The organism is Streptomyces sp. NPDC006872 (genome assembly GCF_040635845.1).
Taxonomy (GTDB): domain Bacteria; phylum Actinomycetota; class Actinomycetes; order Streptomycetales; family Streptomycetaceae; genus Streptomyces.
On the sequence record NZ_JBEYIL010000003.1, the window covers coordinates 904,791 to 916,947 of the forward strand.

The following is a 12,157-nucleotide window of genomic DNA, read 5'->3' on the forward strand; positions in this document are numbered from 1 at the left end:
GTCACCGGCGCGCTCTCACCAGTCCGCCGGATCCCGTCCGTCCACCGCGAAGACGGTCCCGTCGGGGGCGCCGGCGTAGACACGGCCGTCGACCGCCTCGGGCGCGGGCAGCGTGGCCACCACCTCGTCCGAGTTGGCGCCGAGCCGCAGCTCCGTCTGCCCGACGAGCTTGCCCTTCGCGGCGTCCACGGCGAGGAGACGTCCGTCGGCGGCGCTGAAGTAGACGTGCGAGCCGTCGGCGGCCGGCGCCGAACCCCGGCTCACCGCCGTCTGCAGGGACCACACCTGCTCACCCGCGACCGTGTCGACGGCCACCAGCGACCCGTCGAAGGCCAGCAGGTAGACCCGGTCGCCCTGCACGGCGGCACGCGGCTCCTGGAGCGTGACGCCCAGCTTCACCCGCTGCGTCTCCTGGTCCCGCGGGCGATAGCGGACCACGGCGTCGACCGATCCGTACGCACTGTCCTGGGACAGCAGGACGAGGCTGTCGTCCGAGGTGCCCACGAGGGTCAGCGTGCCCTTGAGCCGCTCCTCCCACCGCACCTGCCCGGTCGCCGGATCCACGGCCGTGATCTGCGTGCGCCCGCCGTCCGACGTACTGACCGCATACGCCAGCGGATCCTTGGGGAACGCCGTGAAGTACGGCTCGCTCAGCCCCGGAATGCGCCGGCTCCACGCCGTCTTCCCCGTCGCCGCGTCCACCCCGGTCACCGTGCGGTCGGCCGCGGTCAGCAACAGGGTGCCGCCGACGCTCCGGACGCCCTGGTAGGCCGCCACGTCCAGCTGCCAGCGCGTGGCGCCCGACGCCGGGTCGAGCGCCTCCACCCGCTTGCCCGAGTCCGTGACCACCTGCACCTGCACCAGCCCGCCCGCGAGCACCGGAGCCTCGCTCGGCCGGTCGCCGTCGGCGAGGGCGTGCCGCCACAGCACCCGCCCGTCGGACGAGTCCAGCGCGGACACCAGCCCCGACTGGACACAGAGCAGCCGCTGCGCGTCGTAGACGCACCGAGGCATGCCGTTCGTGCCGGTACCCGTACCAGCGCCGGTGCTGCCCTTCGCCGGTCGCACGCTCCAGGGGGTGAAGGCGGCCGACGCGGACTGCGAACTCCCCGCGTCCCCCTGCCCTTCCGGGCTCGGATCGACACTGCTCAGCAGCTGCGTGGCCACGAGCGCCCCGCCGGAGAGGACGACGACCAGCGCGCCGGCGGCGAGGGCGACCCGCCTGCGCCGACTCCGAGCCGCCCGCCCCGCCCGAGATCCCGAACCTGATCCCGAACCCGGTTCCGGTACGAGTTCCGGCTCCGCCTCGGACTTCCTGGGCTTCTCGGACGCCTCGGACCGCTCCTCGTGCTCCTCCAGCGTGCGCTGCGCCGGTATGAACGACTGCGTGTCGTACGAGGCCGCCACCGACCGCAGTTCCCGCATCAACTCGTCCGGCGTGGGCCGGTCCTCGGGCTCCTTGGCGAGGCAGCGCACCACCAGCGGCGCGAGGTTCTCGGGTACACCGGTCAGGTCCGGTTCGTCATGCACGACCTGGTAGGCGACGACGTACGGGCTGTCGGAGTCGAACGGCCCGCGTCCCGTCGCCGCGTGCACCATCACCGACCCGAGCGCGAAGATGTCGGCGGCCGGACCGACCTCCCGCGGCCGCCGGAACTGCTCCGGCGCCATGAACGGCGGCGTCCCGATCAACTTGCCGGTCTCGGTCCGCAGTTCGCTGTCCTTCGGCCGGGAGATACCGAAGTCGATCACCTTCGGCCCGTCCTCGGCGAGCAGCACGTTGCTCGGCTTCAGATCCCGGTGCACGACCCCGACGCGGTGGATGTCCCGCAGCGCCTCCGCGAGCCCGGCCATCAGCCGCCGCAACTCGCCCGAGCCCATCGGTCCGCTCCGCTTCACCTGCTCGGCGAGCGTCGAGCCGGGAATGAACAGGGTGGCCATCCAAGGCCGTTCGGCCTCCGGGTCGGCGTCGACGACGGGTGCGGTGAACGCCCCGCTGACCCGTCGAGCGGCCGCCACCTCCTGCCGGAAACGGCCCCTGAACTCGGGATCCCGTGCGTACTGCGCATGGACGACCTTCACCGCGACCTTCATCCCGGAGGTGCTCCGGGCCAGGTGCACCACGCCCATGCCGCCGGAGCCCAGACACTCCTCAAGACGGTAGTGACCGGCGTACTCCGGAAGTTCCGCTTCCGCGCCCGCCCCGGTGTTGCGCTGTGGCGTCATGGACCACCCCCGTGCTGTTCTTCCGCTCTTCCGCGCGCGCGACGCACGGAGCCTAGTCGATGACTCGTACGGGACCGAGGCGGCTTGCTAGCCTCCGTGTGCGAATCCTGCACAGGTGTTTTATTGCGTGTTTTAGGGGAATGAACGTGACCCCATGCCATTCATGGGGTCCAACGGGGGAGGTTTTTCATGTCTGTTGACCGCGTGGAAGAGGTCGAGAGCGGCGAAGCGACGGAGGCCGTCAGCACGGCCGCGGCGGCGTCCCTCACCTACTACCCGATCGCCCCGGGCGTCCGGCTGAACGTCCGCAGCGGCCCCGGCACCGGCTACTCGGTCGTCCGGGTCCTGGCCGAGGGCACGAAGGTCCCGATCTTCTGCCAGACCCCGGGCACCTCTGTGTCCGGCCCGTACGGCACGACGAACATCTGGGACAACATCGCCGACGGCCAGTTCGTCTCGGACGCGTACGTGAGGACGGGCAGCGACGGCTACGTCGCCCCGCACTGCGCCTGACCCGAAGCATCCCGGGTCGGCGCATTCCGAGCCGACGCATCCTGACCTGACGCATCCCGGGCCGACCCACCCGGGGAGCCCGCCGCCGTCCGGAGCCATAATCGTCCCGTGAGCGACGAAAACGGCACCCCGGACACCCCGGCGGGCTCCGCGGGTTCCGCGGGCACCCCGGGCGCCCCCACCGGCCAGGCAGGAAGCCAGACCGGTGACGGCCCCCGCCCCGAGACCCTCCGCTACTTCGGCACGACCTGGGTGAACCACGACCCCGGCCTCCAGGGCTACGCGGCCCGCCGCATCGCCGCGGCCGTCGGCTCCCTCGCCGCCGTCACGGTCTCCTGCCTGGTCCTGCGCTTCGCCTACGAGGGCATCGCGATCGCCGACCTCGGCAGCTTCGTGACCCTCCTGGTCGTCGTGATGTTCGCGGTCTGCAGCGCACTGGCCTTCCGCCACACCTGGGACGGCTTCGCCAAGCGCCCCGACCCCGACCGCCAGGCCTCCCTGCGCGGCCTGCTGGCCATCGGCTTCGTCGGCTCGCTGCTCGCCTATTTCTTCCGCACCTTCACTGAGGCGCCCGGCGAGAAACTCCTGCGCGAGGAGTACGACACGGCCCGCCAACAGCGCGAACGCCGCGCCACCCGCCGCACGGGCAACCCGTCGAAGAAGCGCCGCCGAGGCTGAGGCCCACCCCCCCCCGACAGCCCGACCCCCTGTCGACCCGCAGACCGGCCCACAAACCGAAAACCCGTTCCCCTCCTCACGCGCCCCCGTCACCATGACCCCATGACGGCTTCCTCCCACACGGCCGACACGGGCGACACGGCCGACACGGCCGACACGGCCGACACGGCCGACACGGCCGACACGGCCGACACGGCCGACACGGCCCACACGGCCCACACGGCCCACACAGCGCAGCCGGCCGCCCCGGCCGCCCTCGCGCAGACGGCCCACACAGCCCGAGCCCACTCCTTCAACGCCGCCGCAGCCCAGTACGCCGCCAACCGCCCCTCCTACCCGACCGCCCTCCTCGACGCGATCGAGGACCTCGCCGGACACCCCCTCACCGGCGCGCGGGTCGCGGACATCGGGGCGGGCACCGGCATCGCGACCGCGCTCCTGCCCGCCCGCGGCGCCCACGTCCTCGCCGTGGAACCCGGGGACGGCATGACCGAGCAGTTCCGCCGCACCCTCCCCGACGTGCCGATCGTCCGAGGCGACGGCAACCACCTCCCCCTGGCCGCCGACTCCCTCGACTTCCTCACCTACGCCCAGTCCTGGCACTGGACCGACCCGGCCCGCTCGGTCCCGGAGGCCCTGCGCGTCCTGCGGCCGGGCGGCGCGCTGGCGCTGTGGTGGAACACCTACGCCCTCGACGTGCCGTGGATCGCCGCCCAGACGGACCGCATCGGCGCGCGCTTCGCCGCCTTCGCCGCCCACCCGTCCGTCGAGGTCAACGGCAGCGGTGCCCGGGCCGCCCTCGCCGACCCCACCGGCCGTCTGGACTTCACGTTCCGCCTGGTCCGCTGGAGCCGCCACGTCCCGGTCGACACCCACCTTGCCAACATCGGCAGCCACTCGGTCTTCCTGGTCGCCGGTGAGGAACGCACCACGGCCTTCCTCACCGAAGAACGGGAACACCTGCGCGAGGTCTTTCCCGACGGAGTCGTTGAGGAGACCTACGAGGTCGAGCTACTGGTCGCCGCCAAGGCCTGACCCCGCGCGGCGGCCCACCCCTCCAGGGCCGCCGCACACGCGTGGTCCACATGCCGCAGTCCGCCCAACTCCAGCCGCACCTCGCGGTCGTGCGGCAGCGCGTCCAACGCGTCGAGCAGCTTCGGCAGCCGCAGAAACGTGGCATGCCCCAGTACCCGTACGACGAGCCCCGCCTCCCCCCGGTCCTCGGTCTCCACGTGCACATGGCTGATCTCCCACGCCGTCTTCGCCACGGCCAGGGCCAGCCCGATCAACACCCCCTCGAACAGGTTCCCCACGACGATCGCGACCGCCGTCACGCCGAGCACGACGACCTCGCCCCGATGTTCGTGCCACAGCTTGCGCATCTCCCGCACGGGCACGAGCTTGCAGCCGGCGTACACGAGCAGCCCGGCCAGCGCCGCCACCGGAATGACCTCCAGCACCCCGGGCACGACGGCCGCGAACAGCAGCAGCCACACCCCGTGCAGCACCCGCGACGCCTTGGTCCGCGCCCCCGCCTGCACGTTTGACGCGCTCCGCACGATGACGGCCGTCATCGGCAGCGCGCCCAGCACCCCGCACACCGCGTTGCCCGCGCCCTGTGCCATCAACTCCCGGTCGTAGTCCGTCCTCCGTCCGTCGTGCAACCGGTCCACCGCCGCCGCGCTGAACAGCGACTCCGCCGACGCGATCAACGCGAACGCCACGACGGTCCCGATCACTCCCACTTCCGTCAGCCGCCCGAAGTCCGACGGCTCCGGCAGCCGTACCGCATCCAGCAGCCCCTGCACCTGGACGCGCCGCACATCCAGGTCGAACACCCAGGTCACGCCTGCCGCCAGCGCCACCGCGACCAACGGCGCAGGAACCAGGCGCGCACCGCGCCGCCACCGCCCCCACAACAGCAGCACGACCATCGTGGCACCCCCCACTGACAACGCGACCGGGTCCACCTTCCCGGGCAGCGACACCAGCCCGCCGAGCTTGGCGAGCCCGCCCGCCGGCGCGGCCGCGTCCCCGAGGGCGTACACCTGCCCGGCGACGAGCACCAGCCCGATCCCGGCGAGCATCCCGTGCACGACGGCCACCGACACGGCCCGGAACCATCGCCCCAGCCGCAGCGCGCCCAGCCCGAGCTGCACCAGTCCGGCGGCGAGCACCAGCACCCCGAGCGCCTGTGGCCCGTACCGCTGCACGGCCTCGTAGACGAGCACGGTGAGCCCCGCCGCGGGCCCGCTCACCTGCAGGCTGCTGCCGGGCAGCACCCCGGCGACCAGCCCGCCGACCATGCCGGTGATCAGCCCCAGCTCGGCGGGCACGCCGGAGGCGATGGCGACGCCCACGCAGAGCGGGAGCGCGACGAGAAAGACGACGAGAGAAGCGAACAGATCGGCCTTGCCGACACCACGGCGCAACATGGCGGCACCTCCGGTAGGAAACGGGAGATGCGTGGGCGCGCCGCACCGGGGGAGGGCACGGCGACGACCATCCGCGAACGAGGACGGCCGCCCCCGTCCGCGCATGAATTCCATTGTCAGTTGAAACGACCGGCTCGACGCCCGGTTCCTGTGCCGAGCATGTGAACACGGAAGCGGATGAACCGGAGCCTCCGCTTCCAATCCCACCGCCACGCGCCTGCGCCACTTGACGCCTCAGCGCACCCCGAGCATTATTCATCGCATGATGAATTTTAACCCCGGCTCATACGCACACCCACCCGGCGAAGCCGACAGGCAGGCCGCCGTCACCGCAGCCCCCGCCGTACGAGCCCAAGCCCTGACGGTCGTCCGAGGCCCCCGCACCGTCCTGCGCACCCTCGACTTCACCGTCCCCCGCGGCCAGATCACCGGCCTGCTGGGCCCCTCCGGCTGTGGCAAGTCGACCCTCATGCGCGCGATCGTCGGCACCCAGGCCAAGGTCACCGGCACCCTCGAGGTCCTCGGCCGGCCCGCCGGCCACCCCACCCTCCGCACCCGCATCGGCTACGTGACCCAGGCCCCGTCCGTCTACGACGACCTGACGATCCGCCAGAACCTCGACTACTTCGCCGCGATCCTCGACCCGGGCCGCGCGGCAGCCGACCGCCGCGACGAGAACGTCACCCGAGCCATCGCCGACGTCGACCTGACCACCCACGCCGACGCCCTCGCCGGCAACCTCTCCGGCGGTCAGCGCAACCGCGTCTCACTCGCCGTGGCCCTCCTGGGCACCCCGGAACTCCTGGTCCTCGACGAACCGACCGTCGGCCTGGACCCGGTGCTCCGCCGCGACCTCTGGAACCTCTTCCACGACATCGCCGCGACCCGAGGCGCGACCCTGCTCGTCTCCTCCCACGTCATGGACGAGGCCGAGCGCTGCCACCGCCTGCTCCTCATGCGCGAGGGCGAGATCCTCGCCGACGCCACCCCCGACGACCTGCGCACCCGCACCGCCGCGGACACGGTCGAGTCGGCCTTCCTGCACCTGGTGGACGCCGCGACCCAGGCGACCCGCGAAAAGGAGACAACCCGATGACCACGACAACCCCCACCGCCCCCATCCCCACCAGGGCGCTGAACGCCTCCCGCACCACAGCCACCGCGGCCCGCGTCCTACGCCAACTGAGCCACGACCCCCGCACCATCGCGCTGCTCGTCCTCATCCCCTGCGTGATGCTGTTCCTGCTCCGCTACGTCTTCGACGGCAACCCCCGCACCTTCGACAACATCGGCGCATCCCTCCTGGGCATCTTCCCGCTGATCACGATGTTCCTGGTCACGTCCATCGCCACCCTGCGCGAACGCACCTCGGGCACCCTCGAACGCCTCCTCGCCATGCCCCTCGGCAAAGGCGACCTGATCGCCGGCTACGCCCTCGCCTTCGGCTTCCTCGCGATCATTCAATCGGCCCTCGCCACCGCCCTGGCGGTCTGGTTCCTGGACCTGGACGTCACGGGCAGCCCCTGGCTCCTCCTCCTGGTCGCCCTCCTCGACGCCCTCCTCGGCACCGCCCTGGGCCTCTTCGTCTCCGCCTTCGCGGCCTCGGAGTTCCAGGCCGTCCAGTTCATGCCGGCGGTGATCTTCCCCCAACTCCTCCTCTGCGGTCTCTTCGCCCCCCGAGACACCATGCACCCCGCCCTGGAGGCCCTCTCCGACGTCCTCCCCATGTCCTACGCCGTCGACGGCATGAACGAGGTCCTCACCCGCACAGACATGACAGCCACCTTCGTACGGGACGTCCTCATCGTCGGCGGCTGCGCAGTCCTGGTCCTCTGCCTGGGCGCAGCAACCCTCCGACGCCGCACAGCGTGACCGCCTCAGCCCGTCCGGCGTTTGAGGACGAGGGCGTTCAGGGCGAAGGGGGGTCTGGGGGCGCAGCCCCCAGGGATGATGGGGGTCCCCCCGCTCGAGCGAAGCCGAGAGTGGGGGAGGGAAGGGGCGGCGGGGGCGAAAACCCAACGTCCGCCCACCGGACACCAGCTCACCCCGCCACTCGCCGGTGCGAGGATGTACCCCGGACGACGCAACCCCCGGAGGGCCCCGCACCATGACCCAGAAAGTCGCAGTCCTCGGCACCGGCAAGATCGGCGAAGCCCTCCTCAGCGGCATGATCCGAGGCGGCTGGGCCCCCGACGACCTCCTCGTCACCGCCCGCCGCCCGGAGCGAGCCGAGGAACTCCGCACCCGCTACGGAGTCACGCCGGTCACCAACGCCGAGGCCGCCAAGACCGCCGACACCCTGATCCTCACGGTCAAGCCGCAGGACATGGGCGCCCTCCTCGACGAGCTCGCCCCCCATGTCCCCGCCGACCGCCTGATCATCAGCGGAGCCGCCGGCATCACCACCGCCTCCATCGAGGAACGCCTCGCCGCCGGCACCCCGGTCGTCCGCGTCATGACGAACACCCCCGCCCTCGTCGACGAGGCCATGTCCGTCATCTCCGCCGGCACCCACGCCACCGCCGAGCACCTCGCCCACACCGAGGAGATCTTCGGCGCCGTGGGCAAGACGCTCCGCGTCCCCGAGTCCCAGCAGGACGCCTGCACGGCCCTCTCCGGCTCCGGCCCGGCGTACTTCTTCTACCTGGTCGAAGCCATGACCGACGCCGGCATCCTCCTCGGCCTGCCCCGCGACAAGGCCCACGACCTCATCGTCCAGTCCGCGATCGGCGCCGCGACGATGCTCCGCGACAGCGGCGAACACCCGGTCAAGCTCCGCGAGAACGTCACCTCCCCGGCCGGCACCACCATCAGCGCCATCCGCGAACTCGAGAACCACGGCGTACGGGCCGCCCTCATCGCCGCCCTCGAGGCCGCCCGCGACCGCAGCCGCGAGCTGGCCTCGGGCAAGAAGGACTGACACCCGCCGGGAGGACAAGCCGGGGCGGTCAGACCCCGGCCGCCCCCGCGACGACGTCCTGCGTGCTCACCACCCGAGCGAACCCACCCCCGTGCAGGGACACCGCGGACGCCTGCGCGAGCTCGTCCGCACTCCGCCGCCACCCGAACGGCCCCTCCAGGTCGAACGTGTGCGTCGCGTCGTACGCCACGAGCACGTCGTACCCCAGGTTCCCGCCCATCCGCGCCGTCGTCTCCACGCACATGTTGGTCTGGATCCCGGCCACCACGAACTGCGAGATCCCCTCCGCGCTCAGCCAGGCCCCCAGATCCGGCGTCCCCAGGAACGCCGAGTTCACCGTCTTCGTGATGAGCAGCTCGGCCCCGGCGCCCTTCCCCCTCCTCTCCTCCACGTACTCCTTGAAGTCGTTCCCCCTATACCCCGCCCGCAACGGCGACCCCGGCTCGGACGAGTCATGCCGCACGAACACGACCGGCCGCCCCGTCCTCTGCCAGACGTCGATGAGCGCGGCGATGTTGTCATCGGCCCCGGGATTGTTCCGAGCCCCCCAGTGGTCAAGCTCCTCGAACCCCTTCTGTACGTCGACGACGACCAGGGCTGCGTTCGCTGCGATCTCTGCGATGTCCATGCCCACGATCCTGCCGCCGGCCCCGGACACTCCCCAGAGGACGAAAAGTCATCGATCGATGGTTTACTGCCACCCATGAAGCCTGCGTACCGGGTCGCCCTCGTCGCCTTCCCCGGCATCCGCGCCTTCGACGTCTCCGTCATCACCGAGGTCTGGGGCAGCGACCGCACCGACCGCGGCGCCCCCGCCTTCGACCTGCGCCGGGTCGCCACCGACACCACCACCCCCATCCCGATGCGCGGCGGTCTGGCCCTCCTCCCCGACCGCACCCTCACCTGGCTCTCCCGAGCAGACCTGATCCTCGTCCCCGGCCTGGACGACCACCTCACCTCCGCACCGGCCCCCGTCCTGGACGCACTCCGCCACGCCCACGCCCGCGGCACCACCCTCGCCGCCCTCTGCGGCGGCGCCTTCACCCTCGCCCAGGCAGGCCTCCTCGACGGCCGCCGAGCGATCACCCACTGGGACCTGATCGACCTCCTGCGCACCCACCACCCCCAGGTCACCGTCGTCCCCGACGCCCTCTTCATCGAGGACGACAACATCTGGACCGCCGCCGGCACGGCAGCCGGCATCGACCTCTGCCTCCACCTGGTCCGCCGCTCCCACGGCGCGGAAGCGGCCGCCACCATCGCCCGCTCCATGGTCACCGCCCCCTTCCGCACCGGAACCCAGGCCCAGTTCATCGAACACCCCACCCCGCGCGCCGACCGAGACGCCGACACCCTCGCCGCGGTACGCGAACACGCCCTGCGCCATCTGCACCAGCCACTCACCGTCGCCGACCTGGCGGCGCACGCGGGCATGTCCGCGCGCAGCTTCGCCCGCCACTTCACCGCGGCGACCGGTGCCACCCCGCTCCGCTGGCTCCTGGACCAGCGCGTCGCCGCAGCCCAGAAACTTCTCGAACGCACCGACCTCCCCATGCCGGAGGTGGCCCGACGCGCCGGCTTCGGCAGCGAGGTCACCATGCGCCAGCACTTCGCATCGCGCCTCGCCACCAGCCCACGCGCCTACCGAGCGGCGTTCAGCACCCCGTCCGACACCGACTCGGTCAGGGGCGGGAGCAACCCGATCGCGCGATAGGCGCTGTCCACGACCGGCCGGGCCATCTCCCGAGCCTTCTCCGCTCCATCCCGCAGCACCCCCTCCACATGGACAGGATCAGCGCACAACTCCTTGTGCCGGGCCTGAAGAGGCCTCAGGACCTCCACCACCGCGTCCGCCGTGTCCTTCTTCAAAGAGCCGTACGACGTATGAACGCCGCCCAAGATCTCCGGGTTCCCACCCGTACAGGCCGCGAGAATCTCCAGCAGATTCGCGACCCCGGGCCGCCCTTCACGGTCGTACACCACTTCCCGCCCGCTGTCGGTGACAGCCCGCATGATCTTCTTGCGCACCACGTCGGGTTCGTCCAGCAGATAGACGATCCCCGGCCCGAAGTCGTCGCTCTTGCCCATCTTCGACCCCGGGTCCTGCAGGTTCATCACCCGAGCCGCCACCGCCGGACGCGTCGCCCTCGGCACCACGAACGTGTGCCCGTACCGCTGGTTGAACCGCACCGCCAGATCCCGCGCCAGCTCCACATGCTGCGTCTGGTCGTCCCCCACCGGCACCTCGTCGGTCCCGTAGGCCAGGATGTCCGCCGCCATCAACACCGGATACGTCAGCAACGACAGCCGCACACTGCCCCCGCGCTCCCGCTCCCGCACGGCCTTCTCCTTGTACTGGATCATCCGGCGCATCTCGCCGTCCGTGGCCACGCACTCCAGCAGATACGACAACCGCGCGTGCTCGTCCACATGGCTCTGCACGAACACGGTGCACAACCGTGGATCCAGTCCCGCCGCCAGCAGCAGCGTCGCCGACTGCCGACTCAGCCGCCGCACCCGCGCGGGATCGTGCTCCACGGTCAGCGCGTGCAGATCGACGACACAGAACACCGAGTCCGCCTGATGCTGGTCGACCTCGGCCCACTGCCGCATGGCCCCCAGGTAGTTCCCCAGCGTCAGGTGCCCGGTCGGCTTGATCCCGCTGAATACCCGCTTCATCTCTCCACCTCCTGGTCGAGGCCGCCGCCCTGGCCTGCCGACCCCTGAACCCCTGGAGGGAGAAACAAGAACGGCCGCCGAAGCGGCGGCCGTTGAGTGCATACGTGAGTACACGGCCGCCGTCAGGCGGCCCACCACAGTTGGGTGCACGTACACGTAGTCATGGCCGTCAGAGTACGCCTTAGGGGTGCCATCAGCACTTGAGTTGACACACCCCGGCCGCATACGTAGTGTTCTCCGAGTTGTCCGACGTGAGCGCCGACTCCGGTCGGTCCCCGGACAGCCATTCCGCAAGTACTTGCCACTTCTCGACGTGCAGTCGTTTCGTCTGCCGTCGCGTCATTGGCGTGCGTATTCGCGAAATGAGGAATCCGCGTTCGAAAGGGCGCAGGACCCCGATTGGCTTCGGGAGCCGGGAATCCGCTAAAGTCTCACTCGTCGGAACGGCCCAAGGGCCGCGAAGACAACCCCCTCTGACTGGGAATCAGCGCCGAAAGGATCTGATAGAGTCGGAACCGCCGGAAAGGGAAACCGCGAAACAAAAGCGGGAACCTGGAAAGCACCGAGGAAATCGGATCGGAAAAGGATCTGATAGAGTCGGAAACGCAAGACCGAAGGGAAACTGCCCGGAGGAAAGCCTGAGAGTGTCTCGGGTGAGTACAAAGGAAGCGTCCGTTCCTTGAGAACTCAACAGCGTGCCAAAAAT

11 protein-coding genes are annotated in these 12,157 nt (G+C 70.9%); 7 read left to right on the forward strand and 4 right to left on the reverse strand.

Going from position 1 to position 12,157, the window contains the following annotated elements:
- Positions 1-15 precede the first annotated feature (15 nt).
- Positions 16-2,226, reverse strand: a complete 2,211-nt coding sequence (locus tag ABZ725_RS13145; protein WP_358802720.1) for a serine/threonine-protein kinase — start codon at positions 2,224-2,226, stop codon at positions 16-18.
- A gap of 189 nt (positions 2,227-2,415) precedes the next feature.
- Here ABZ725_RS13145 and ABZ725_RS13150 point away from each other — a divergent pair, with 189 nt between their 5' ends.
- The 3 genes from ABZ725_RS13150 (at position 2,416) to ABZ725_RS13160 (ending at position 4,452) form a co-directional block, all read left to right on the forward strand.
- The gene (locus ABZ725_RS13150) at positions 2,416-2,739 is read left to right on the forward strand and encodes an SH3 domain-containing protein (RefSeq protein WP_358802721.1); all 324 of its coding nucleotides are present in this window, start codon (positions 2,416-2,418) and stop codon (positions 2,737-2,739) included.
- A 108-nt stretch (positions 2,740-2,847) separates the two neighbouring features.
- Entirely contained in the window at positions 2,848-3,417 is a 570-nt protein-coding gene (locus ABZ725_RS13155; protein WP_358802722.1) for an EamA/RhaT family transporter, read from the forward strand.
- 102 nt (positions 3,418-3,519) lie between these two features.
- Positions 3,520-4,452 carry a class I SAM-dependent methyltransferase gene (locus tag ABZ725_RS13160; RefSeq protein ID WP_358802723.1) on the forward strand — a complete coding sequence of 311 codons (933 nt, stop codon included), beginning with the start codon at positions 3,520-3,522 and terminating at the stop codon, positions 4,450-4,452.
- On the opposite strand, the gene ABZ725_RS13165 is transcribed toward ABZ725_RS13160, so the two are convergent.
- Entirely contained in the window at positions 4,416-5,852 is a 1,437-nt protein-coding gene (locus tag ABZ725_RS13165; protein ID WP_358802724.1) for a SulP family inorganic anion transporter, read from the reverse strand. The genes ABZ725_RS13160 and ABZ725_RS13165 overlap by 37 nt on opposite strands.
- 262 nt (positions 5,853-6,114) lie before the next feature.
- Between ABZ725_RS13165 and ABZ725_RS13170 the strand changes: the two genes are divergently transcribed.
- From ABZ725_RS13170 to proC, 3 genes are all read left to right on the forward strand, one after another.
- Entirely contained in the window at positions 6,115-6,948 is an 834-nt protein-coding gene (locus tag ABZ725_RS13170; RefSeq protein WP_358802725.1) for an ABC transporter ATP-binding protein, read from the forward strand.
- Positions 6,945-7,724 carry an ABC transporter permease gene (locus tag ABZ725_RS13175; protein WP_358802726.1) on the forward strand — a complete coding sequence of 260 codons (780 nt, stop codon included), beginning with the start codon at positions 6,945-6,947 and terminating at the stop codon, positions 7,722-7,724. Before ABZ725_RS13170 ends, ABZ725_RS13175 begins: the two co-directional genes overlap by 4 nt.
- A 235-nt stretch (positions 7,725-7,959) precedes the next feature.
- Positions 7,960-8,772, forward strand: a complete 813-nt coding sequence (gene proC, locus ABZ725_RS13180) for a pyrroline-5-carboxylate reductase (protein WP_351915983.1) — start codon at positions 7,960-7,962, stop codon at positions 8,770-8,772.
- 28 nt (positions 8,773-8,800) lie between these two features.
- Here the strand turns inward: proC and ABZ725_RS13185 are convergent, their stop codons facing one another.
- Complete coding sequence (locus ABZ725_RS13185; RefSeq protein WP_358802727.1) at positions 8,801-9,400, reverse strand: cysteine hydrolase family protein; 600 nt, start codon at positions 9,398-9,400, stop codon at positions 8,801-8,803.
- Between the two features lie 75 nt (positions 9,401-9,475).
- On the opposite strand from ABZ725_RS13185, the gene ABZ725_RS13190 reads away from it, so the two are divergent.
- Positions 9,476-10,486 (forward strand): helix-turn-helix domain-containing protein, encoded by a 1,011-nt coding sequence (locus ABZ725_RS13190; protein WP_358802728.1) that lies wholly within the window; start codon positions 9,476-9,478, stop codon positions 10,484-10,486.
- Here ABZ725_RS13190 and trpS read toward each other — a convergent pair.
- Positions 10,414-11,451 (reverse strand): tryptophan--tRNA ligase, encoded by a 1,038-nt coding sequence (trpS, locus tag ABZ725_RS13195; RefSeq protein ID WP_358802729.1) that lies wholly within the window; start codon positions 11,449-11,451, stop codon positions 10,414-10,416. The genes ABZ725_RS13190 and trpS overlap by 73 nt on opposite strands.
- Positions 11,452-12,157: the final 706 nt, after the last annotated feature.

What these genes read in the sequence shown, in the direction of transcription:
- ABZ725_RS13145 (WP_358802720.1), bottom strand. Translation starts at nt 2,226, where the DNA reads ATGACGCCACAGCGCAACACCGGGGCGGGCGCGGAAGCGGAACTTCCG.
- ABZ725_RS13150 (WP_358802721.1), top strand. Translation starts at nt 2,416, where the DNA reads ATGTCTGTTGACCGCGTGGAAGAGGTCGAGAGCGGCGAAGCGACGGAG.
- ABZ725_RS13160 (WP_358802723.1), top strand. Translation starts at nt 3,520, where the DNA reads ATGACGGCTTCCTCCCACACGGCCGACACGGGCGACACGGCCGACACG.
- ABZ725_RS13165 (WP_358802724.1), bottom strand. Translation starts at nt 5,852, where the DNA reads ATGTTGCGCCGTGGTGTCGGCAAGGCCGATCTGTTCGCTTCTCTCGTC.
- ABZ725_RS13170 (WP_358802725.1), top strand. Translation starts at nt 6,115, where the DNA reads ATGATGAATTTTAACCCCGGCTCATACGCACACCCACCCGGCGAAGCC.
- ABZ725_RS13175 (WP_358802726.1), top strand. Translation starts at nt 6,945, where the DNA reads ATGACCACGACAACCCCCACCGCCCCCATCCCCACCAGGGCGCTGAAC.
- proC (WP_351915983.1), top strand. Translation starts at nt 7,960, where the DNA reads ATGACCCAGAAAGTCGCAGTCCTCGGCACCGGCAAGATCGGCGAAGCC.
- ABZ725_RS13185 (WP_358802727.1), bottom strand. Translation starts at nt 9,400, where the DNA reads ATGGACATCGCAGAGATCGCAGCGAACGCAGCCCTGGTCGTCGTCGAC.
- ABZ725_RS13190 (WP_358802728.1), top strand. Translation starts at nt 9,476, where the DNA reads ATGAAGCCTGCGTACCGGGTCGCCCTCGTCGCCTTCCCCGGCATCCGC.
- trpS (WP_358802729.1), bottom strand. Translation starts at nt 11,451, where the DNA reads ATGAAGCGGGTATTCAGCGGGATCAAGCCGACCGGGCACCTGACGCTG.